Here is a 23,122-nt window from a genome sequence, read left to right as displayed (position 1 = left end):
AACGGGGCGTGATCACGTTAATGCGCAGCCTGAGAACTCATCCTCGTCGAGCTACATGATGATGACAGCGTAAAGGCGGAAATCGCCGTAAAGGCGATCGCAATGCCGCCCAGAATCAGGTAAGTCTGGTTGAAACCGATACGATCGTACAGATTGCCCGCGGCAGAGGAGAGAAATATCGCCATGAACTGTTTGGCGAACTGGAAGCCCACCAGATAAATCGTGGCCGATAAGCGCGAATCAAACGTATTGGCGATGTATTTGAAGATCCCGATCAGCAGCAATGGCACTTCGAAGGCGTGCAGCATTTTCAGAATGATGACTTCCGTGACGGATGTGGCGCAGGCCGAGCCCAAGATCCTGATCGACATAATTGTTCCTGCCACCAGTAGTGCATTTTTGGCACCGATCCGACCGATCAGCCACGGCGTGCAGAACATCACCAGCGCATTCGCAGCTTCCCCTGCGGTGGTGACAAAACCAAAGATCTGATTGCCCTGTTCCTGTGAACTAAAGAACGATTTAAAGAAGTTAGCGAATTGCTGATCGTAGACGTCATAAATACAGGCGACGCCGACTACGTACAGCACCAGCAGCCAGAATTGACGGTTAGTCAGCAGCCCTAATGCCAGCTTGAGGCTAAAAGGCGAGGCGTTAGCCCCCAGTGAATCTATGACGGCGGCGGTTGGGTTGCTCTCTGTTTTTGCCAGACACAGTAATACGAGCAAAATAATCGCCGACCCAGACCCCATCCAGAATACGATATCGGGGTTGATGTTAAACAACATACCCGCCGTTGAGGCGCAGATTCCCCAGCCAAAGCAGCCAAACATGCGTGCCTTACCGTACTCAAAGTGGTGCTGCCGGCTGATGCGTTCGATGTAGGCTTCAATGGCTCCAGCCCCCGCGCTGAAAGAGAAGCCGATATACAGGCCGCCGACCAAGGCACCCAATATTACGTTGATTTTTAACAGCGGAGCGAAGACATACAGGAAGAAAGGGGCAAAAAAGAGCAACAGCACGGAGATTACCCAGAGCAGGTGCTTCTTCATGCCCAGCTTGTCGGACAGAATGCCGAGGAACGGCTGAAACAGGATGGCGAACAAGGACAGGAAGGAAAAGACGATGCCAGTATCAGTTTTATTGAGCCCGATAACATCCGATAGCCAAATCGGCAAAAATGGAAAGCATGTCGCCATGATAAAAAAATAAAGAAAGAAGAATGCGCCGAAAATCCAGAAGTTACGGTTATTTTTGTAGTAGCACGAGGTAGTAGGCATCTTTATTTCCCCCCAAGAGGGTAGCGAGCATCATGACGCGGGACGTTGCTGTCCCGCGCGGTCGTGTTGCGAATGTCTAAAGCAAGTGAAAATGCTAGCTGCCGGAGGTCTCAGCCACCGCTGAAAGCGTGACCAGAATGGCGGTTTCTGGCGTCAGGACGGGAAGGGCAAGGCCGGCCTGCATCAACCAATCGCCGGAAACCACAATCGGCTGACGTAACCAAGGCGGAAGCTCCCGCATGGTGCCGCCACCTTCACGCACCGTTTTGATCTCCGGGCCATCCAACAGTTTGACTTCATAGCGTGCATCGGGCAGCAGGCCGGGGAAGCGGAGCGTGCCTGCCAGCGAATAATCCGGCATACGCAATTGGGCTAGTTGGAAAACCGCGTGCTGGCGATCGCGGCTCACCACGCCAGTGACCTGTACCGTATCGTCCGGCATCTCTACCCGCCAGGTGGTGCCGCTGTGCAGCAGCGGGCGCAGCGTCTTATGCAGCTGAATGTAGTGGCGATAGCCTTCCAGTTCGTCGTCATCCGCTTTGACAGGATCTAGCTCGATTCCCATGTGGCCGAACAGGGCTGTCAGGCCGCGAAAGGCGATGGTATGGCGTCGATACGTCGCGTGGCAGCGCGCATGGCCGATGTGCTGCCCCATCACTTCTGGTGGAAAGAAGTAGCTCATGCCGCGCTGGATAGTCTGGCGCTCCAGTGCATCGTTGTTATCCGATACCCAGAAACGCTGGGTACGCTCCAGCACGCCGTAGTCGATGCGGCCGCCGCCGGAGGCACAGGATTCAAATTCGACATGGGGAAAACGCTGACGCAGGGTATCGAGCAGACGATAGAACTGTCGGGTTTGCGCATCGGCGGCCAGACGTCCCTCATGGCCGGGCTGCACCAGTTCGCGGTTCATATCCCATTTCACATAATCGACGGGATGCTCGCCCAGCAGCCAGCTCAGCCGCTCCAGTAGATAAGCGAAAGCGTCGGGCTGGTTTAAATTCAGCACGTACTGGTAGCGGCCCGTTGGCTGTGCGTAGCCGGGCAATTGCAGCACCCAGTCGGGATGGGCGCGGAACAGGTCGGAATCGGGATTAATCATCTCCGGTTCGACCCAAATGCCGAACTCCATCCCCAAGGCTTTAACGTGCTCAATCACGGGCATCAGCCCGTTAGGGTATTTTTCCTCATCCAGATACCAGTCGCCGAGTGCGGCTTGGTCGTGGTGACGCCCGCGAAACCAACCGTCGTCGATAATGAAGCGCTCTACGCCGACGTCGGCGGCTTTGCTCGCCATCTGCATGATGTACTCTGGATTGTGATCGAAATAGATCCCTTCCCACGTATTGAGATGCACCGGGCGTGGTTTATCACCACAGAATTGGATTAAGGACTGGCGTAGGAAGGTGTGATAACGCTGGCTCATGCCGTTCAAACCGGTATCGGAGAACGCGGCGTAGACCCACGGTGTGGTGAGGGATTCTGACTGCGCCAGCGTGATTTCGCCCGGCAGATAAAGGGCTTCCGCCTGTACGACGCGACGACCGTCAGTTTTGATATCGGCACGCAGGCGATGGTTGCCGCTCCAGCCTAAATGCACGCCCCATACTGAGCCACGTTGTTCGCTGAACGCGGACTCGCCGAGAATCAGCGCCGGGAAATATTCGTGGGAGCTTCTTCCCCGACGGCTTTCCTGAATAAAGCCGCCGTGCTGCAACGTGAGGCGATGAGCCTGAAATTCACGCAGCCAGCGGCCGTGAAACGCCATGACATCATTCGCCCGTTCCGGGACAGGCAGTGTGACAGCGAGGCGCTGTACTTGCCAGGCGTCAGCGCGCAGATTATGTAGCGTGTGGCGCAGTTGCAGCACATCGGTCTGCGGGTCCAGGTGCAGTTCGTTGGTCAGGCGAAGACCAGCCTGCGTATCGTCTGCTGTGATAGTGAGTGTGTTGTCTTGAACGTCAACCTGCGTGGTTGTGAAGATCGGCGCGGCGTCGTAGCCCGCTCGATGCCCTTCAATACCCGGCGAACCGAACTGACCACGCCCGTATTCCATTGCCAGCGTCAGGGGGAGATCCACATCCAGACGGCCGTTGGCGACGGGGCGTTGCAGAGAAATGACATCTTCTGGCGAAAAACCGCGTAGCCGCGGCCCCCAATAGAGAATTTCTGCTGCTGGGGCGCAGCGTACGATGACATCGCACTGTGCGCTGGTTAATTGAACAATATCACGCTTCATGAGGAAGGCTCCAAATTACGGCTCGTGCTTCCCAGTGAAAGCTTAAACGTTTAAGTCATCAACTTAAACGTTTAAGAATTGTGATGTTGTTAAAATAATCATTAGGGAATGGAAAAGGATTTCGATGACGATGTGAAGGGGATCTCGCTTGCGGCTGGCGTAAGAAACCAACCGATGTCGCTTACACGGTGGCAGCTTGCTGAATAGCTTAGGCGGGAAAGCTCGTTTTACCGAGGCGTAGCGTCGGCTGCCATAACACCTGCAAATTTTCTACGGCTTCGCCCGCGATGAGCGCCTGCGTCATGCTGGCAATCTGTTCACCCACCTGTTCCCGCGTCGCCTGCTCTATCGCCGTCACGCTAATGTCTGTCAGGCTGTCCTGTGGCAAACCGTCATACATCACTAACGCGATAGGGTGTGAACCGGAAAGGCGGCCTGCTTGCTGCAATGCGGCGACAGCGCCGTCGCCGTGAACGTTGCCATCCATCACCATTGCTGTTGGCGGCTCAGGCAGCGCCAGAAGGTCGAGTATGGCCTGGTAGCCCGCACGGCGCGTAGGGCTGACACAGCGCAGGTAGGCATCGTGAAAGGGGAGGCTGTGGTGTTGCAGAGCATCGCGATAGCCCTGACGACGTTGCATGATGAACGCCTGCGGGTGGTCTTCGCTCAACATGGCGATACGGCGATGGCCAAGTTCAATCAGGTGTTCCGTTGCTAGCGCCATGCCTGCGCGGTTGTCAAAATCGAACCAGGCATAAGGATGCGGTAACTGGCTGCGCCCCAGCGCGAGAAAAGGCACCTTGTTACGTTGCAGTAGCGTCAGGCGTGCATCCTGCTCGCACGTGTGCGCGACGATTAGCGCGTCGATACGGTGGCTGTTGATCAACCGAACACCGCCCTGACATTCGTCTTGTTCATCTGCCAGCAGGAGAAAATCGACGTCGTGCTGTGCCAGTTTGCGACTGATCGCGCCGATCATCTCAAAAAAGATATCGTTACTCAGAGAAGAGGCATAGGGATAGACCAGCCCGACTGCGTCGCTTTTGCCCATTTTCAGGCGGCGCGCGTGCGTATTAGGGCGATAGCCGATGCGTTCCGCTTCTTCCTGAATACGCTGGCGCGTGGCTTCGGAGATATCCCGATGGCCGTTGAGGGCACGACTCACTGCTGCCACCGACAAACCCAGGTTATTTGCGATTGTTTTTAAAGACACCACTCTCTCCTGACGCGAATGCCCAGCGACGGGCGTTTATCGGCAACATCGAATTATAGCAACCATCCCTTGGCTTTGGCGTCTTCCAGATGCTGCTTCAGGTATTGCCAGAGTTCCGGGTTGATAGCGGCGATGAATTCGGCGCGGTCGAGAACCTGTGCCAGACGGATACCGTTTTCTACCCAGCTTTGACCTCCGTTGTACAGATTCATCAGCATCGGCATGACGCGATCGAGCATCAGGGCGAACTGGGCGCTGGGCGTTTCATTCGCTTCGTATTCTTCCCACAGATCGTGGAATTGCTGGCGCTGTGGCTCTGGCAGCAGGCCGAAAATGCGCGCTGCGGCAGCGACTTCCTGATCGTGAATCGCAAGACGTGCGGAAAGATCGTAAACGAGCACATCGCCGGCATCGATTTCGACGATATCGTGAATCAACGCCATTTGGATGACGCGCTGAATATCCACGCCTTCACCCGCGTAAGGGGCCAGCGCCATCGCGGCGACGGCAAAATGCCAGCTATGTTCGGCTGAATCTTCGTGGCGTTCGCTGGCGATAATCTTGGTGCGGCGCTGTACGCTTTTTAATTTATCGATTTCTATCAGAAAGCCGAACACATCGGTCATGGAACCGAAATTCAGAGTAGATGGGGAAGATGACATGAAAAGCGTACCTCTTGCAGTGAAAACGATGCGTGACAACGTCGTGCATGACAAAATTATGCAATAAGACCAGAGGAAGGCACTGTGGGCGTTAGAACCGGGTGACCGTTAACGCGAATAACCGGTAAGAACGGCAGAGCCCTTCAAAAAACAGGGAGATATCGAAGTCGGTCATTGTAGGGGATGTTGCCTGAGATTGACATGCATGATTGATGTTAGTCAGAGAGAAACGGGAAGAAGGCGTGAGGATAATTATTTTAGCTTACACGTGTACACTGAAACTATTCTCCGTTAATCTGCTCAAAGGTTAAACACCTGCGCCATTCCGCTCAAAAGCGCGAAAGGTGGGGCAGATAACGTCATAACACTCTCTTTGCGAAATACTGCGGAATTTATTGATGTCAAACAGTGCACACAAGCCGGAGTATTCTCTGGCAGAGGAAATTGCGAACAGCATCAGCCACGGAGTCGGCGTGATTTTCGGGATTGTGGGACTGGTTTTACTGCTGGTACAGGCGGTCAACAACGATGCCGACAGCGTGGCGATCGCCAGCTATAGCCTCTATGGCGGCAGCATTATCCTGCTATTTTTGGCCTCGACGCTGTATCACGCCATCCCTTCTCAGCGAATTAAACCGTGGTTGAAAAAGTTCGACCACTGCGCCATCTATCTGCTAATTGCCGGAACCTACACGCCTTTTTTGCTGGTGGGGCTGGATTCGCCGCTGGCGCATGGCCTGATGGTCGTCATCTGGAGCATGGCGCTGTTGGGCGTACTTTTCAAACTGGCGTTTGCCCATCGTTTTGAAGTGCTATCGTTGATCACCTATCTGGTGATGGGCTGGCTGTCGCTGGTGGTGATTTATCAGATGGTGATGAAGCTGTCGGCAGGGAGTGTGACGCTGTTAGCGGTGGGCGGCGTGGTGTATACGTTGGGGGTGATTTTCTACGCTAGCAAGCGTATTCCCTACAATCATGCGATTTGGCACGGGTTTGTTTTAGGCGGCAGCGTCTGCCACTTTCTGGCGATTTATCTTTATATTTAAGCCTGCATAAAACGCATGAGCCAAGCTGGCTCATGCGCGGTATCACTCGTCGGGTTAATCCGTTATTTCATACGGCAGAGGCTGAACTGTGAGTTGGCTTTCGGCATCTTCACGTACGCGCAGAAGGTTCTCTGCGTTCAGATCGTTATTCAATACCGCCTGAACCCAAACATCGCCGTTCTGCAATTTGCTGGCAGCCAACACTGTACCGGTACGGCGCCAGTTCTCACCGAGCTGCAATTCGAGGTCGTCCCCCGCCTGCGGCATCTGGCTTGCTTTACCCGCCAGCCAGTAGAGTGCGCGCTTGTTCGCACCGCGATATTTTGCCCGAGCGACCATTTCCTGACCGGTATAGCACCCTTTGCTGAAGCTAATCCCATTTAATGCCTGTAAATTAGTCGCTTGCGGGATGAACTGCGCACTGTTTGCGCTGTCAATGATGGGCTGACCTGCTTCAATATCCAGCGTCAGCCATTGGCGGCTGTCATTCAGGCTGACTTTATCGCCGAGTTGTTCAAGCAGCGCAGCGCTTTGCTCTGGAGACAGCACCAGCAAGAAACGCTCTGCGGGATGAGTGAAATGCAGTAAGGTGACCCCTTCGAGTTGCACGACAGGGTGTTCGGCATCGGGGAGTTGGTTAAATACTGAAGCCAGCAGCTCGCGGATACCCGCTCCTGCCGCGCCCAGCAGTACAGCGTTGTCGTCTGGTGCGATGGTGGTTTTCGAAAAAACGGCGTATTTTTTCAGTTCGCTAAGCTGGGCGTCGCGTAGATTACGGCGTTCAATGAAAGCAAACCCCTCGCCGTGATGGAACAGACGCAGGTTGCTCCACATTTTTCCTTTCGCGTCGCAGTGGGCGCAAAGGATGTGCCGATCGTCAGCCAGAGCGCTGACATCCGCGGTGACCTGTCCCTGAAGATATTTGACGGTATCCGGCCCGATCAGCGTGGCTAGCGCCCAGTCATCCAGTGAGATGAGTGTGGCGGCGAGCTGGGCAGAAGCAAATGGGAGTTGTGAGGCAAAAGGGCGTTGTTGGTTAACCATATAGTACAATCCTGCGCTAGGGGCGATGGCCTAATGGTAAAAGAGCGCTCAGGGTTTGCAAGTGGTTATTCATGCGGCGTTATGACATCGCACATCCTGACGCTGATGAGTACACCTGGCGCAGTACATGTCAGTAAGTTATGTCAAAATGTTACTATTAGTTGATGTCCGCTACCGGAATCGGAGTACACTAGCGGCAAGCAGCGATAACAAGGTGGACATGAAATATGGAAATCGATAATAAATCACGTATTCATTGGGCATGCCGCCGTGGTATGCGCGAACTGGATATCGCCATCATGCCGTTTTTTGAGCATGACTATGACACACTTAATGACAGTGATAAGCACACGTTTGTACGCTTGTTACAAAGCGACGACCCTGATTTATTCAATTGGTTGATGAACCACGGTGAGCCGGAAGACGGAGAGCTGAAACGCATGATTTCCCTTATTCAGACGCGAAATAAAGATCGTGGCCCAGTGGCAATGTGACCTTCGCGTTTCCTGGCGTATGCAACTGCTGTCATTGGTTGTGCATGGCCTATTAGTGTTGCTCATTCTGCTGGCACCGTGGCCGGACGGCTATGCGTGGCTGTGGCTCTGTCTTGTTACCATGGTGATGTTTGGTTTTATTCGTAGCCAAAGGAATATCAAATCGCGGCAAGGGTGTATTACTCTGCTCAGCGAAACGACCCTGAACTGGCGGCAGCAGGAGTGGCAAATCGTTAAGCGACCGTGGCTGCTGAAGAATGGCGTGTTGCTGTCATTGCAGGCGGTTAACGCTAAAGACAAGCAGCAGCTGTGGCTGGCATCAGACAGCATGGGCGATGACGAATGGCGCCATTTGCGCCAACTTCTCTTACAGCAGAAACATTGGGCGAGATAAAAGCGCATTTTGGCGTGGGTATCACGTCCAGTGTGTAGAAACATCACCACGGTGATTTACGGAAATAATCGCAGCAGGTATCTTACGCCGCTTCGTGAGGATAGGATATCGGCTGTTCCCGTCACGGGAATGTCGGCTTTCCTTTCTTTTTCCCCGTGCTATTCGGGGAAATGTTCTTATTCGGCCACTGTCTGGCCGTGCCTTACAATCTATAGGGTATAACAACCTATTGGGTATAACTGATGACTAAGCCCGCAGTGCAAAAAAGTGGTCTGCATCCTCGTAATCGCCATCGCGACCGTTATGATTTTCCCGCGCTCAAACAGAGCTATCCTGCGCTGATCCCGTTTGTGAAGGTGAATGCCTACGGTGATGAGTCAGTGGATTTTGCCAATCCCGAGGCGGTGAAAACGCTGAATCAGGCATTGTTGCAGCACTTTTATCAGATTGCGCACTGGACGATCCCTGACGGTTTTCTGTGCCCACCGATCCCCGGCCGTGCTGATTATATCCACCATCTGGCCGATTTACTGGCGGAAGATAACCGCTCGGTGGTGCCGCGTGATGCATCCGTACTGGATGTCGGTTGCGGTGCCAACTGCGTTTACCCGCTGATTGGGCATCGCGAGTACGGCTGGCGTTTTACCGGCAGCGAGATTAACCCGCTGGCGATGAAAGCGGCCAATGAAACGATTGAAGCGAATCCCGGTTTGAATCGGTCGATTCGTCTGCGTCGTCAGAAAAATAGCAAAGCGATACTGGCAGGCATTATTCACAAGAACGATACGTTTGATGCCGTGATGTGTAATCCGCCGTTCCATGCCTCCGCTGAAGATGCCCGTCAGGGATCGCAGCGTAAATTGCATAATCTGGGACTGGATAAACGCTCACCGCTGAATTTTGGCGGCCAGCAGGATGAGCTGTGGTGTGAGGGCGGCGAGTCAGCTTTCATTGGCCAGATGATCAAAGAGAGCGCCGGTTTTGCCCGTCAGTGCCTGTGGTTTACGTCGCTGGTATCGCGCAAAGAGAACCTGCCGGAGATTTATCGTGCGCTGGAAGCGGTTGACGCGGAGAAGGTCAGAACGATAGATATGGCGCAAGGCCAGAAGCAAAGCCGCTTTGTGGCGTGGAGTTTTCTGGATACCGCTGCGCGAACCCGCTGGTTACAAAAGCGCTAAGCTGATGTAACGTTCACGGATATCTGTCACAAAGGTATCCGTGAACGTGTTGCTGTCAGTGCCCCATCTCTCTGGCGTATTTCCCTGTGCCTGTTTGAGCACAACCGGCAAGCAACAATCCTGTGACCGCTATGAGTAACATCTTCATCGTGCTTACTCCTGTCGGTTCATACCATTTACAGTAGTGATGCCATCTCTTGCAGAATCTGTTCGCACCACTGTTCCAGCCGTTCATCGCTGAGATCGTATTGATTCACTTCGTCCAGCGCCAGCCCGACAAAGTGTTTGCCGTCGGCAGTCAGTGGTTTCGGACTGGTGAAGTCGTAGCCCTCTATTGGCCAATATCCAATAAATGTGACACCTAACGGCAGCAGTTGGTCATGCAGCATGCCCAGCGCATCAAGGAACCATTCGCTGTAGCCAAGCTGATCGCCCATACCGTAAAGCGCTATCACTTTACCTTTGAGGTTCAGCGTCGCTAATTGGCCCCAAATGTTCTCCCAGTCTTCCTGAATCTCACCGAAATCCCAGGTGGGGATGCCGAGAATCAGCGTACTGTAATCTTCCATACGTTGAGGGTCGACATCCTTAACGTTGTGCAGATCCACCAGTTCTTCGCCCAACATGTCGCGAATTTTTTCCGCTGCCATTTCGGTGTAGCAGGTGCTTGAGCCGTAAAACAGACCGATTTTCATATTCAGTTCTTTATAAACACTTTTTATAAACAAGAGCGCGTTCGCTTTAGGTCACAAAGAGGACGTGACGGGCGAATGATGCCGCCGGATATCGGTATTCTAAAAGGAGAACAGGCGTAAGGAAAGGTGCAGTGAGGGCCGTAGCCCTCACAGAAGGGAAATTATCCCAGCGACTGATGACGCGTTTCTTTGGTGAGCAGCAGTGCAATCAGCGTCAGTGACGCCATCGCCGCCAGATAAACGCCAACATAGAACAGACCGTAGTTGGCCGTCAGCCACGCCGCGATATACGGTGCGACCGATGCGCCCAGAATCGACGAGACGTTATAGGAGAACGATGCGCCGGTGTAACGCACTTCCGTCGGGAACAGTTCCGGCAGCAGCGCACCCATCGGGCCGAACGTTAGCCCCATGATGCTCAGACCCAGCACCAGAAAGCCCATTACCAGCGCCTGATTACCTGAACCGAGCATATAAGGGAACAGCATGGCGAAGATGATCATGAGGCAGGTGATGGCAATCATGGTTTTACGGCGGCCGAAGGCATCTGCCAAATAGCCTGCTACGGGTACCATCAGGCCAAAGCCGATCACCGCGATCATCAGCATTAACAGGAAGCTGTTGCGCGAGAAACCAAGCCCTTTCGGCACGGGGGCTGTGCCATACGTCATGGAATATACGGTCATGATGTAGAACAGCGTGTAGGTCGCCAGCATGATAAAGGTGCCAAGAATCGTCACTTTCATATGCTTGCTAAGCAGCGTTCCCAGCGGCATGCGCACCTGCTTACCGGCTTTGACCGCTTTGGTAAAGACCGGGGCTTCATGCAGAGAGATACGAACATACAGGCCAACCAGTACCAGCGCAGCGGACGCCACGAACGGCACGCGCCACCCCCAGGTCATGAACTGCTCTTCCGTCAGCAGCCAGGACAACAGCAGGAAGGTGCCGTTAGCGAAGAAGAAGCCAATCGGTGCGCCAAGCTGGGGGAACGACCCATACAGCGCACGTTTATTGGACGGGGCATTTTCGGTCGCCAGCAGTGCCGCACCGCCCCATTCACCGCCCAGACCCAGCCCCTGGCCGAAGCGCGCCAGTGCCAGCAGAATCGGTGCAAAAATACCAATGGTTTCGTAGGTCGGTAACAGTCCAATCAGAACGGTTGAAATCCCCATGGTCAGCAGAGAAGCAACCAGCGTGACTTTACGCCCAACGCGGTCGCCGAAGTGACCGAAGACTGCCGAACCAATAGGGCGAGCCACAAAGGCAATCGCAAAGGTGGCCAGTGACTGTAGCGTCGCGGCCGTTGGATCGCCTTGCGGGAAGAAAATATGCGGAAAAATCAGCACCGCAGCGGTGGCATAGATATAAAAATCGAAAAATTCGATGGCGGTGCCAATGAGTGACGCCACAATAACCTTATTGCGTGAGTTTACGGGTGGCGCTTCCGCTTCGGCATCGAGAGTGGGAGTGATGGTGGCTTGCATAATGTTTCTTTATTTTAACAACACGAACAGCCATTCTACGCACAGAAAAATCGGCTTTTCAACGTTGATTAAGTAAGGTCAATACCCGTACGAACAAGGCTTCAAGGCACCTGTTCCAGTATACTGTCGATACATAAAATATAATGTTATGTGGCCTTATTTTTGCCGGAGAATGTTATGGTGATGTTGGCATTCACGGAATATGTGAGATCGCGCACAATTCTGTCTGCGCGAGAATATCGCCTTGATGAAGATGTAAAGTCGTCGCTTCATCGGCATAATATTGCCAATCAGTGAAGAAGGACACGGCGATGCAAGAACACGATCAGGCGCTTATCGAACAGTTTCTCGATGCGCTGTGGCTGGAAAGAAATCTGGCAGAGAATACGCTGGCCTCTTATCGGCTTGATCTGCGAACGCTCGCGGAGTGGCTTGCACATCATGAGAACGGTTTGCTACAGGCACAGTCGCTCGATCTTCAGGCGTTTCTCGCTGACAGAGTCGAGGGGGGCTACAAGGCAACCAGCTCGGCCCGCTTGCTGAGTGCGATGCGCCGTTTCTTTCAGTACCTTTATCGTGAAAAGCTTCGCAGCGACGATCCGAGTGCAGTGCTGTCATCGCCAAAACTGCCACAGCGTTTACCCAAAGATCTGAGCGAGGCGCAGGTTGATGCGTTGCTCAACGCCCCAAGCATTGAACAACCGCTGGAATTACGCGATAAGGCCATGCTTGAGGTATTGTATGCGACGGGGCTGCGTGTTTCCGAGCTGGTCGGTTTGACGATGAGCGATGTCAGCCTGCGGCAGGGTGTGGTACGCGTGCTGGGGAAAGGCAATAAAGAACGGCTGGTGCCGCTGGGTGAAGAAGCGGTGTATTGGATCGAGTATTATCTGGAACATGGTCGCCCGTGGTTATTGAATGGACAGACGCTGGATGTCCTGTTTCCCAGCAATCGCGCACGGCAAATGACGCGCCAGACGTTCTGGCACCGCATCAAGTATTATGCGGTACTGGCGTCCATCGACAGCGAAAAGCTCTCGCCGCACGTTCTGCGCCATGCGTTTGCTACCCATTTATTGAACCACGGCGCGGATTTACGGGTCGTACAGATGCTTTTAGGGCACAGCGATCTTTCCACGACGCAGATTTACACCCATGTGGCGACGGAGCGGTTGAAGCAGCTTCATCAGCAGCACCATCCGCGCGCCTGATATAGAGTAAATAGACAGAGTAACAGGATGTTATCTGACTGGCGGGGCTTCTCGCCGACTACCTTGGCGTATTGCTACGAGCGGCGTATTCACCATGACGTTGCGACACAAACAGGATTGATGAAATGAAAAAAGGGTTATTACTGCTTTCTTTACTGGTGGCGACGGCGACCCACTTTGCCCACGCTGACGATGCCGCGATCAAGCAGACGTTGACGCGTCTGGATATGCAGGGGGCGGAAATTTTGCCTTCGCCGATGGCGGGTATGAAAACCGTCATTACCGAGAGCGGCGTGCTGTACATCAGCGAAGATGGCAAACATTTGCTGCAAGGCCCGCTTTATGACGTGAGCGGCACCATGCCGGTCAACACCACCAATCAAATCCTGATCGGCAAGATGGATGCGTTACAGGAGCAGATGATTGTTTATAAAGCCGCGCAGGAAAAACATGTGATTACCGTTTTCACTGACATCACCTGCGGCTACTGCCACAAACTGCATGAGCAGATGAAAGATTACAACGCGTTGGGCATCACCGTGCGCTATCTGGCGTTCCCGCGCCAGGGCATGAAATCCCCAGCAGCCAAAGATATGCAGTCCATCTGGTGCGTGGCCGATCGCAATAAAGCGTTTGATAACGCGATGAAGAGTGAAGCGATCTCGCCAGCAACGTGCAAAACTGATATCGCTGCGCATTACCAACTGGGTATTCAGTTTGGCGTGCAGGGCACCCCCGCCATCGTGCTGCAAGACGGCCTGGTTGTACCGGGATATCAAGGGCCAAAAGAGATGTTGGCAATGCTGGAAGCACACAAAGCCTCGAAAAAAACCGGCGGTTGATGCTACGTGAACATGATTACCCAACTCCGCCGGCGTCCGCTGGTGGAGGATAGTGATTTACCTGATACCGTTCCGCCCTTGCTACGTCGCCTCTATGCGCAGCGCGGTGTTAAAGGTGCTCAGGAGCTGGAACGTAGTCTGAGTGGTTTACTCAATTACCGTTTACTCAGCGGCATTGATAAAGCGATCGACCTGCTGCAATTAGCGCTGGCAGAGAAGCGCTGCATCGTGATTGTGGGTGACTTTGATGCCGATGGTGCCACCAGCACCACGCTTGCCGTACTGGCGTTGCGCAGCATGGGCGGCACGAACATAAAATATCTGGTGCCAAACCGTTTTGAAGATGGTTACGGGCTAAGCCCCGCCGTGGTGGCGCAAGCCGCCGCCTTGGGTGCGGAGCTTATCGTTACTGTTGATAACGGAATCTCTTCCCATGCAGGGGTCGAGGATGCACATCGGCGCGGTATTTCGGTGCTGGTGACCGATCACCATCTGCCAGGCGAAACCCTGCCTGATGCCGATGCGATGATTAACCCTAATCTGCCAGATTGTGCATTCCCTTCCAAAGCGCTGGCTGGCGTGGGTGTGGCGTTCTATCTGATGATGGCGCTGTTTGTACGCCTGCGTGACAGCGACTGGTTTACGCAACCCTTGTTTACGCAACAGGGGCTGGCGAAGCCGAATCTCACTGAATTACTGGATCTGGTGGCGCTGGGCACTGTGGCGGACGTGGTACCGCTGGATGCCAACAACCGGATTCTGGTGGCTCAGGGGCTGAATCGTATTCGTGCTGGCGAGTGTCGTCCGGGTATTCGAGCGTTGCTGGAAGTGGCTAACCGCGATGCCAGCCAGTTGGTCGCCAGCGATTTAGGCTTTGCCATCGGGCCGCGCCTCAATGCCGCCGGACGGCTGGATGATATGACGGTCGGGGTCGAACTGCTATTGAGTAACGATATTACTCAGGCGCGCATGTTGGCTAACGATTTAGATGCGTTGAATCAGGATCGGCGCGAAATCGAACAGGGAATGCAGGTCGAAGCCTTGCGCCTGTGCGAATCCCTGGAACGTACCCGTACCGAATTACCTTACGGTTTGGCGATGTATCACCCTGAGTGGCATCAGGGCGTTGTGGGTATTCTGGCTTCGCGTATTAAAGAGCGTTTCCATCGCCCGGTGATTGCCTTTGCACCCGCAGGCAACGGCATGTTGAAAGGATCGGGACGTTCCATTGCCGGTTTGCATCTGCGTGATGCGCTGGAACGATTGGATACGCTGTACCCCGGCATGATGGATAAATTCGGCGGACACGCGATGGCGGCAGGATTATCGCTGCATGAAACGCAGTTCGAGGATTTCCGTCAGCGCTTTGGCGAATTGGTGGGGGAGTGGCTCGAACCCTCTCAGCTTGAAGGGGTCGTCTGGTCTGATGGCGAGCTAGTGCTGCCGGAATTGGATTTGCTATCAACGGCGGAAATGCTGCGTTATGCGGGGCCGTGGGGACAGGCATTCCCTGAACCGACGTTTGATGGCTGCTTCCGTATTCTGCAACCCCGCTTGCTCAAAGAACGCCATTTGAAAGCGATGTTTGAACCGATCGGTGCAACAGGAACCGTGCCGCTGTTAGATGGTATCGCGTTTAATATTGATCCCACCATCTGGCCCGATCCAAGCATTAAAGAAGTAGAGATGGTGTATCGGCTGGATATTAACGAATTTCGCGGTAAACGCTCGGTGCAACTGTTGATTCAACATTTGTGGCCGCGCGCGTGAACCACATACGGCGGGCAGAAAGTCTATAAACTGGGCGTTTTATCCGCTAGAATGGCGGGTTACATCATTCCGTTGTCAACGACTTAACGTAAGAATACAAAAAATCATGTTTGAAATTAATCCGGTAAAAAACCGCATTCAGGATCTGTCTGAACGTAGCGCCGTTCTTCGGGGGTATCTTTGACTATGATGCCAAGAAAGAACGCCTAGAAGAAGTCAACGCCGAACTGGAACAGCCAGATGTCTGGAATGAGCCTGAACGCGCTCAGGCACTGGGGAAAGAACGTTCCTCGCTGGAAGCGATCGTGGACACCATCGATCAACTGAACCAGGGGCTGGAAGATGTGGCTGGTCTGCTTGAGCTCGCGGTGGAAGAAGACGATGAAGACACGTTTAATGAAACCTCGCTAGAACTGGACGCGCTGGAAAATAAATTAGGCCAGCTCGAATTCCGTCGCATGTTCTCCGGCCAGTACGACAGCGCAGACTGCTATCTGGATATTCAGGCGGGTTCTGGCGGTACGGAAGCGCAGGATTGGGCCAGCATGCTGGTGCGTATGTACCTGCGTTGGGCGGAAGCCAAAGGATTTAAAACCGAAATTATTGAAGAGTCAGACGGTGACGTGGCGGGGACGAAGTCCGCCACTATTAAGATCATCGGTGACTACGCGTTTGGCTGGCTGCGTACCGAAACCGGTGTACACCGTCTGGTTCGTAAGAGTCCATTCGATTCCGGCGGTCGTCGCCACACCTCATTCAGCTCAGCGTTTGTCTACCCGGAAGTGGATGACGATATTGATATCGAAATCAATCCGGCTGACCTGCGTATTGACGTGTACCGCGCATCCGGTGCGGGTGGTCAGCATGTTAACCGGACAGAATCTGCGGTACGTATTACCCACATTCCGACCAACATTGTTACGCAGTGTCAGAATGACCGTTCCCAGCATAAAAACAAAGATCAGGCGATGAAACAGCTGAAAGCCAAGCTGTACGAGTTTGAGATGCAAAAGAAAAATGCTGAGAAACAGGCGATGGAAGATAACAAATCTGATATCGGCTGGGGCAGCCAGATTCGTTCCTATGTTCTGGATGATTCGCGCATCAAAGACTTACGTACCGGAGTGGAAACACGTAACACTCAGGCCGTGCTGGATGGCGATCTGGACAAATTTATTGAAGCAAGTTTAAAAGCGGGGTTATAAGAATTCACATGGCTGAATCACAATCACAGGGTGCCGATCAGGCGCAAGATCTGAATAATGAATTAAAAACGCGTCGTGAAAAGCTGATGACGCTGCGTGAAAACGGGATCGCCTTCCCGAATGATTTCCGCCGTGACAGCACCTCCGATCGTCTGCACGCTGAGTTCGATGCCAAAGAGAACGAAGAGCTGGAAGCACTGGGCATCGAAGTGACCGTTGCAGGCCGTATGATGACGCGTCGCATCATGGGTAAAGCCTCTTTCGTGACCTTGCAGGACGTCGGTGGCCGTATCCAACTGTATGTTGCCCGCGACGATCTGGCGGAAGGCATCTATAACGAGCAGTTCAAGAAGTGGGATCTGGGCGATATCCTGGGCGCGCGCGGCAAGCTGTTCAAAACCAAAACGGGCGAGCTGTCTATCCACTGTACCGAACTGCGTCTGCTGACCAAAGCGCTGCGTCCGCTGCCGGATAAATTCCACGGCCTGGCCGATCAGGAAACCCGCTATCGTCAACGCTATCTGGATCTGATTGCCAACGACGAATCTCGCAACACCTTCCGCATCCGCTCCAACGTGATGGCAGCTATCCGCCGCTTCATGGTGGATAACGGCTTTATGGAAGTCGAAACGCCGATGATGCAGGTGATCCCCGGCGGCGCGTCTGCCCGTCCGTTCATCACCCACCACAACGCGCTGGACATCGACATGTACCTGCGTATCGCGCCGGAGTTGTACCTGAAGCGTCTGGTTGTCGGTGGTTTTGAGCGCGTGTTCGAGATCAACCGTAACTTCCGTAATGAAGGCGTTTCTCCGCGTCACAACCCTGAATTCACCATGATGGAACTTTATATGGCGTATGCCGATTATAAAGACCTGATTGTGTTGACGGAAAACCTGTTCCGCACGCTGACGCAGGACGTGCTGGGCTCGACGACGGTGGAATACGGCGACCAGACATTCGACTTCGGTAAGCCGTTCGAGAAGTTGACGATGCGCGAAGCGATCTGCAAATACCGTCCTGAAACCAACGTTGCCGATCTGGACGATCTGGAAAAAGCGACCGCGATCGCCCAGTCTCTGGGCATCAAGATCGAGAAAAGCTGGGGTCTGGGCCGTATCGTTACCGAGATCTTCGAAGAAACAGCAGAAAGCAGCCTGATCCAGCCGACCTTCATCACCGAATATCCGGCTGAAGTGTCACCGCTGGCGCGTCGTAACGATCAGAACCCGGAAATCACCGATCGCTTTGAGTTCTTCATCGGCGGTCGTGAAATTGGTAACGGCTTCTCCGAGCTGAATGATGCCGAAGATCAGGCTGAGCGTTTTGCGCAGCAGGTCAACGCGAAAGATGCCGGTGATGACGAAGCGATGTTCTACGACGAAGACTACGTGACGGCGCTGGAACACGGTTTGCCGCCGACAGCGGGTCTGGGTATTGGTATCGACCGTATGGTGATGTTGTTCACTAACAGCCACACTATCCGCGACGTTATTCTGTTCCCGGCGATGCGTCCGCAGAAGTAAGTCTGCTGTAGCTGAATCTGAGCCTTTTAAACCGGTGCTACTGCACCGGTTTTTTTATGTTTACCGCGTCTCAAGCCTCTCATTACGCTGCCAGTCCCGCCTTTACACGCGGCTTCTCATGTAAAGAGTTCATCATTTTTTTGCTCAGGATTTGATTCAGTATTCGAGACAAATTTTGCCAAAATGCCCGCCAGCCTGCTGTAAACGGAAGGCCTCGGCGAGATCGGCAAGCGGGAAGGATTTGTCGATGACGGGTCGGATGGGCAGGACGTTGAGTGCACGAACAAGATCCTGTTGATGTTGGCGGCTGCCGACGATCAGCCCCTGTAAGCGCTGCTGTCGCACTGTTAAACCTGCGGTTGGCACGGGGCCTGCCGCGCCGGTAAGGACGCCGATGAGCGCAATGTGGCCCGCCACGCGTGCCGCTTTGATCGATTGTGCGAGCGTACCGGCACCGCCGACTTCAATCACATGATCGACTCCACGTCCGTTGGTGATCTCCAGTACCGGTGTGGCCCACTCGGGTTCACGTCGGTAATTGATCAGATGATCGGCACCAAGCTGGCGTGCGCGTTCAAGCTTCTCGTCCGAAGACGAGGTTGCAATGACCGTCGCTCCCAGAGCCTTGGCGACCTGTAGCGCGAAGACAGAGACGCCGCCAGTTCCTTGCACCAGCACGGTATCACCAGCCTTTATGCCGCCATTAACGACCAATGCACGCCAGACCGTTAGACCTGCTGTCGTCAATGTAGCGGCTTCCGCATGGCTCCAACCCTGTGGCGCGTGGGTAAATGCTGTTGCTTCGGCGACCACCCACTCGCGGGCATAGCCGTCAACACCATCTCCGGGAACCGTCGAAAAGTCCCCATTCACTGGATCGCCATTCAGCCAGGTGGGAAAGAAGGTTGAGACGACACGATCGCCGATGGCGAAATCACTGATGCCAGCACCGACGGCTTTGACGACGCCTGCGCCATCCGCCATTGGAATTCGGCGGTCAGCTGAAGGCATATGGCCGCTCACCACGCCGAGGTCATGGTAGTTCAGCGAGCTGGCATGGATACGGACGCGAATCTGTCCTGCCCCCGGTGCGCCAGGATCGGGTAAATCGACAACCTCAAGGCGGTCAAGCCCACCGGGGGCTCGTAGTTGAATCGCTTTCATTAAATGATCTCCAATATGGGTGCTATTTTACTGGGAACATGGCGTTGCCGTTTGCCGATTTATCCACGGTCACTTCTTCCTGCATCACATCCCAGTGTTCCACGATCTTGCCGTTATTCAGACGGAAGATGTCTACGGCAATCATCGTTTTTCCAAACCAGTTACTATAGCGGCCATGAACCATCACCAAATCGCCGTTTTCCATAGCAACACCAGCCTCGTAGGTGGGGCTTGGATTGGGGCTGCTGATAAAATCACGTAGTACGTTCAGGCCGTTGGGCATGCTGGGGTTGTGCTGGATCATGTCGCCAGCCCAGTACATCTCTGCTTTGACCAGACTGCGTTGATTGAACACGATATTCAGATATTCGATGACGATCTCTTTATTACTCATGGACGCTCCTTTTATAAAAAATGGCTTATCGATAGTTATCGAAGGATGTGGAATGTTGGCTGCTCTGTGACGATATCGACGTCGGTTACCGCGTTTTCACAAAGCAGAAAGTCTCCAATCAACCTTGTTTAACTTCAAAAATTGAATGGTAGCGGCTACACTTTATTTTTGACAGTACGCACCAAAAAGTTAGTGTCATGGCAATTGAATGTACATCAGGAGTGATAATGTCGTTAGAAGCGCAGGGTAGGGCTCTGACTGATAAGGTCAGACAGGGGGAGTTGTTTACGGTGGATTGTCCATCAAGGGAGGTGCTCAAGCATGTCAGCAGCCTCTGGGGTGTGTTGTGTTTGATCAGCCTGCGTGAAGGGACACTGCGTTTCGGAGAACTGCGTCGTAAGGTTACTGGCGTCAGTGAGAAGATGCTGGCTCAAACGCTGAAGCGTCTGGAAGAAGATGGATTTATTTTACGTTTCTCTCATCCGGTAGTTCCACCTTATGTGGAATACAGTTTGACCCCGCTGGGGCGCGAGGTTTCCGACCAGATTGCGACACTCGCCGACTGGATCGAACTTAACATTTCAAAAATCATGGATTCCAGACGGGAGAAGGGGGCCGCGTAGACGCTTTTCAAACAGTCTATGAGCTTATTGGCTTCTGATTTTCCCTCGTCATTCTGTGATTGTTGCCCAATGCGGGAAGATGCTATTTTCAGGTATTCATTCACTGCCGGAACACGACTATGATGACTTACCGCGATGCCTGGTTTGAACTGGCGCTGTTAACCAACGGCCGCAGTTTTCCACGCCATACGCACGACGAGTTCGTCATCAGCGCCAATCTCAGTGGGTTGGAAACGGTCTGGCTGGATGGGGAGACCTTTATTGCTACCAACGATATGGTGACGACCTACAATCCCAATCAGCTACAGGGCAGCGACAATGTCTCCGACCGCTGGCAGTGCGCATCTTTGTACGTTCACCCACGGGCATTCGAACATTATTTCCACCAAACCTTTCTGTTCTCACGGGGCTGGAATCCGTCGGCGCAGTTGGCGTCCGAGTTAAAACAGCTCGTCACCTCTGATTTGGACGACAGCACGCGTCAGGAACGTATTATCCTGCTGCTGGCGGGGTTGATGGAAAATCAGCATCGAATGCCGCCCCAAAGCCAAGTCAAAGAGGCTGAGCGGATCACGCGGATCAAAGAGGGGCTGCTGAACGATCTCAGCGATATCCCCACGCTCGATCGGCTCGCGCAGCAGGAAAATCTGTCGGTTGCACATCTGATACGTTCGTTTAATCAGGCGGTCGGGCTGCCACCACTGGCGTGGCTAATGCAGCGACGTATGTGCAAAGCACGAGAACTGCTGCGACAGGGGACAGCGATCAGTCAGGTCGCAGGCGATGTCGGGTTTGCCGATCAGGCGCATTTCACTAAAGCTTTCAATCGCTATAACGCCATGACCCCGGGACAGTTCCGCCGTATCAATTTTTGACAATACAGCTTTTCCCTTGGGTTCTACACTCGCCTTATTGCTTAACGCTCTAAGGGAATATCATGCTGTTAGTTGTCTTCACGGGGATGCTGCTTTCCCTGTCACTGTGTCTCGATCTGGGAATGGTCAACACCGCGATTATTAACCGTGGGTTGCGGCACGGGGCGCGTTCTGCGTTTTATATCGGACTGGGTTCCTGTTTCGGCGATCTGTTTTATGCCACGTTGTCGGTGCTGGGGCTGGCGGTGGTATTTAACCTTACGCCGGTACGCTGGGTGTTATGGATTGGTGGCGGGCTGATTCTGATCTGGATGACGATCAGCATGGCGCGTGCGGCATGGCGTGACTATCAGATTAAGCGTTTCGCCGATTTATCTACGACAGAGAATGCTATGGACTCCACTGCGCCACCAGCCCGGTACACTGAATTTTTCAGTGGTGTCGGCATGGCATTGGCATCACCAACCGCGTTACTGTGGTTTGCGGCGATTGGCGGCACCATTATCGCGCAGTCTACCGATGGTTCTGCTTTCATGATAGGCCTGTTTCTGCTGGGCTTTTTCGCCGGAGGCGTACTGTGGACGTTTTTCCTCGCAGCGTTGGTGAAATATGGTCAGCGCCTGCTAAAAGAACGTATTTCATTCTATTGCAGTCTGATCTCTGCGTTGCTATTTGCCTACTTTGCCTGGCACGTCATTTCCAATGGTTATGAGACGTTGTTCCTACCGCTAGCCACGGCTGTATGACCGGTCAAAACAACAGCACTTTGCCGGGTTTTTTACTTGCTCGGCAACGGCATAGCGCTATAATGCCACTCGCCTCTCTGTGCGAGTGTAGTTCAATGGTAGAACGGCAGCTTCCCAAGCTGCATACGAGGGTTCGATTCCCTTCACTCGCTCCAAAAACACTTCTCTGCATGTCTCCTGAAATCAATAAAAACCAGTAAAATCAACGTAATTACGCTTTTGTTGGCCTCTGTGTGTCAACTGGTATCTACCCAAATCATGTGTTAAATGTGTATAGTAATGTGAATAGGAGGTGTTATACATACCCATTTCTATACACATTAGGTAGCTATACATACCGGAAACTATACACATGCCGCTTACAGACCTTGAGATACGCCGCGCCAAGCCACAGGAAAAGCCCTATACCAAGAATGATGGCTATGGACTTTCGCTGCTGATCGAGCCGAATGGATCTAAAGGGTGGCGTTTTCGCTACCGCTTTGATGGCAAGGCTAAATGCTGTCTTTCGGGACATACCCTACGATCACGTTGAATGAGGCGCGACAAAAACGAGACGAAGCCAAAAAGCTGGTTGCCGCAGGGATAAACCCCAGTGATTTACGCAAAGAGCAGAAGCTGGCGAAACAGGGACGAAATGAAAGCACGTTTGAGTCGATAGCGCGTGAATGGTACGAGAAACGCTTGGATCGCTGGTCAGCGTCATACAGCGAAGAAATGATGAGTACCTTTGAGAAAGATGTTTTCCCGTTTATCGGGCATCGCCCGATTGCGGAAATAAAGCCTATGGAACTCCTGGCGGTACTGTCCAAGTTAAATGATCGTGGTGCTACCGAGAAAATGCGTAAGGTGCGGCAGCGATGTGGCGAAGTGTGGAAGTACGCGATTATAACGGGCAGAGCAGAATATAACCCCGCGCCGGATCTGGTGAGTGCATTCGTTGCTCATAAAAAAGAACACTATGCTTTTTTAACGGCACCAGAGTTACCTGAGTTCTTTCAAACGCTGAATACCTACAGTGGCAGTTTAATTGT

Annotated in this window: 21 protein-coding genes, 1 tRNA gene and 1 pseudogene; 14 read left to right on the top strand and 9 right to left on the bottom strand. The window is 53.3% G+C overall.

All coding sequences use genetic code 11. The annotated features are described in order from the left end of the window. Positions 1-17: 17 nt before the first annotated feature. From EDI29_RS11060 to EDI29_RS11045, 4 genes are all read right to left on the bottom strand, one after another. A complete protein-coding gene (locus tag EDI29_RS11060; RefSeq protein ID WP_137740966.1) occupies positions 18-1,280 on the bottom strand; it encodes an MFS transporter in 1,263 nt (420 codons plus the stop codon). Positions 1,281-1,374: 94 nt separating this feature from the next. Beyond that, complete coding sequence (locus EDI29_RS11055) at positions 1,375-3,519, bottom strand: alpha-galactosidase (RefSeq protein ID WP_137740965.1); 2,145 nt, start codon at positions 3,517-3,519, stop codon at positions 1,375-1,377. 208 nt (positions 3,520-3,727) lie between these two features. Beyond that, a complete protein-coding gene (locus EDI29_RS11050) occupies positions 3,728-4,732 on the bottom strand; it encodes a LacI family DNA-binding transcriptional regulator (RefSeq protein WP_137740964.1) in 1,005 nt (334 codons plus the stop codon). 53 nt (positions 4,733-4,785) lie between these two features. Then, entirely contained in the window at positions 4,786-5,394 is a 609-nt protein-coding gene (locus EDI29_RS11045; protein WP_137740963.1) for an HD domain-containing protein, read from the bottom strand. A 398-nt stretch (positions 5,395-5,792) separates the two neighbouring features. Here EDI29_RS11045 and trhA point away from each other — a divergent pair, with 398 nt between their 5' ends. Further along, the gene (gene trhA / locus EDI29_RS11040) at positions 5,793-6,440 is read left to right on the top strand and encodes a PAQR family membrane homeostasis protein TrhA (protein ID WP_137740962.1); all 648 of its coding nucleotides are present in this window, start codon (positions 5,793-5,795) and stop codon (positions 6,438-6,440) included. A gap of 54 nt (positions 6,441-6,494) precedes the next feature. Here the strand turns inward: trhA and ygfZ are convergent, their stop codons facing one another. Then, positions 6,495-7,484 (bottom strand): tRNA-modifying protein YgfZ, encoded by a 990-nt coding sequence (gene ygfZ, locus EDI29_RS11035; RefSeq protein WP_137740961.1) that lies wholly within the window; start codon positions 7,482-7,484, stop codon positions 6,495-6,497. 227 nt (positions 7,485-7,711) lie between these two features. On the opposite strand from ygfZ, the gene sdhE reads away from it, so the two are divergent. From sdhE to rlmF, 3 genes are all read left to right on the top strand, one after another. After that, positions 7,712-7,978 carry an FAD assembly factor SdhE gene (gene sdhE, locus EDI29_RS11030; RefSeq protein WP_107167852.1) on the top strand — a complete coding sequence of 89 codons (267 nt, stop codon included), beginning with the start codon at positions 7,712-7,714 and terminating at the stop codon, positions 7,976-7,978. Next, positions 7,959-8,372, top strand: a complete 414-nt coding sequence (locus EDI29_RS11025; protein WP_137740960.1) for a protein YgfX — start codon at positions 7,959-7,961, stop codon at positions 8,370-8,372. The genes sdhE and EDI29_RS11025 overlap by 20 nt, the downstream gene beginning before the upstream one ends. A gap of 242 nt (positions 8,373-8,614) precedes the next feature. Then, complete coding sequence (gene rlmF / locus EDI29_RS11020; RefSeq protein ID WP_137740959.1) at positions 8,615-9,550, top strand: 23S rRNA (adenine(1618)-N(6))-methyltransferase RlmF; 936 nt, start codon at positions 8,615-8,617, stop codon at positions 9,548-9,550. 176 nt (positions 9,551-9,726) lie between these two features. Here rlmF and fldB read toward each other — a convergent pair whose 3' ends face one another. Further along, positions 9,727-10,245, bottom strand: coding sequence for a flavodoxin FldB (fldB, locus tag EDI29_RS11015; protein ID WP_137740958.1), 519 nt, complete (start codon positions 10,243-10,245; stop codon positions 9,727-9,729). A 161-nt stretch (positions 10,246-10,406) separates the two neighbouring features. Then, entirely contained in the window at positions 10,407-11,732 is a 1,326-nt protein-coding gene (locus EDI29_RS11010; RefSeq protein ID WP_137740957.1) for an MFS transporter, read from the bottom strand. A 311-nt stretch (positions 11,733-12,043) separates the two neighbouring features. On the opposite strand from EDI29_RS11010, the gene xerD reads away from it, so the two are divergent. The 5 genes from xerD (at position 12,044) to lysS (ending at position 18,286) form a co-directional block, all read left to right on the top strand. Beyond that, on the top strand, positions 12,044-12,943 hold the full coding sequence (gene xerD, locus EDI29_RS11005; RefSeq protein WP_137740956.1) for a site-specific tyrosine recombinase XerD: 900 nt from the start codon (positions 12,044-12,046) through the stop codon (positions 12,941-12,943). A 125-nt stretch (positions 12,944-13,068) separates the two neighbouring features. Beyond that, the gene (gene dsbC, locus EDI29_RS11000; protein ID WP_137740955.1) at positions 13,069-13,785 is read left to right on the top strand and encodes a bifunctional protein-disulfide isomerase/oxidoreductase DsbC; all 717 of its coding nucleotides are present in this window, start codon (positions 13,069-13,071) and stop codon (positions 13,783-13,785) included. Between the two features lie 6 nt (positions 13,786-13,791). After that, a complete protein-coding gene (recJ, locus tag EDI29_RS10995) occupies positions 13,792-15,555 on the top strand; it encodes a single-stranded-DNA-specific exonuclease RecJ (protein WP_193555659.1) in 1,764 nt (587 codons plus the stop codon). A 106-nt stretch (positions 15,556-15,661) separates the two neighbouring features. Next, positions 15,662-16,760, top strand: a protein-coding gene (prfB, locus tag EDI29_RS10990) for a peptide chain release factor 2 (RefSeq protein ID WP_107167844.1) whose coding sequence is annotated in 2 segments (ribosomal slippage) — positions 15,662-15,736 and positions 15,738-16,760 — 1,098 coding nt in all. Because the reading frame shifts where the segments join, the coding sequence is not laid out codon by codon here. An 8-nt stretch (positions 16,761-16,768) separates the two neighbouring features. Next, positions 16,769-18,286: a lysine--tRNA ligase gene (gene lysS, locus EDI29_RS10985; RefSeq protein WP_137740953.1), complete on the top strand. Its 1,518-nt coding sequence runs from the start codon at positions 16,769-16,771 to the stop codon at positions 18,284-18,286. A 156-nt stretch (positions 18,287-18,442) separates the two neighbouring features. Here the strand turns inward: lysS and EDI29_RS10980 are convergent, their stop codons facing one another. Together EDI29_RS10980 and EDI29_RS10975 are read right to left on the bottom strand one after the other, a co-directional pair. After that, positions 18,443-19,450: a zinc-dependent alcohol dehydrogenase family protein gene (locus tag EDI29_RS10980; protein ID WP_137740952.1), complete on the bottom strand. Its 1,008-nt coding sequence runs from the start codon at positions 19,448-19,450 to the stop codon at positions 18,443-18,445. 22 nt (positions 19,451-19,472) lie between these two features. Continuing rightward, positions 19,473-19,844, bottom strand: coding sequence for a nuclear transport factor 2 family protein (locus tag EDI29_RS10975; RefSeq protein WP_137740951.1), 372 nt, complete (start codon positions 19,842-19,844; stop codon positions 19,473-19,475). Positions 19,845-20,071: 227 nt separating this feature from the next. Between EDI29_RS10975 and EDI29_RS10970 the strand changes: the two genes are divergently transcribed. The 5 genes and pseudogenes from EDI29_RS10970 to EDI29_RS10950 all read left to right on the top strand — a co-directional run. Then, positions 20,072-20,467, top strand: a complete 396-nt coding sequence (locus EDI29_RS10970) for a winged helix-turn-helix transcriptional regulator (protein WP_137740950.1) — start codon at positions 20,072-20,074, stop codon at positions 20,465-20,467. Between the two features lie 119 nt (positions 20,468-20,586). Further along, on the top strand, positions 20,587-21,342 hold the full coding sequence (locus EDI29_RS10965) for an AraC family transcriptional regulator (RefSeq protein ID WP_137740949.1): 756 nt from the start codon (positions 20,587-20,589) through the stop codon (positions 21,340-21,342). A gap of 62 nt (positions 21,343-21,404) precedes the next feature. After that, a complete protein-coding gene (locus tag EDI29_RS10960) occupies positions 21,405-22,088 on the top strand; it encodes a LysE family translocator (RefSeq protein ID WP_137740948.1) in 684 nt (227 codons plus the stop codon). Positions 22,089-22,169: 81 nt separating this feature from the next. Next, positions 22,170-22,243, top strand: a tRNA-Gly gene (locus tag EDI29_RS10955). A gap of 197 nt (positions 22,244-22,440) precedes the next feature. After that, positions 22,441-23,122: pseudogene (locus EDI29_RS10950) on the top strand (tyrosine-type recombinase/integrase); the annotation flags it as partial.

This window comes from Pectobacterium polonicum (assembly GCF_005497185.1).
GTDB classification, from domain to species: domain Bacteria; phylum Pseudomonadota; class Gammaproteobacteria; order Enterobacterales; family Enterobacteriaceae; genus Pectobacterium; species Pectobacterium polonicum.
This window is presented reverse-complemented; position numbering and strand designations above follow the sequence as displayed.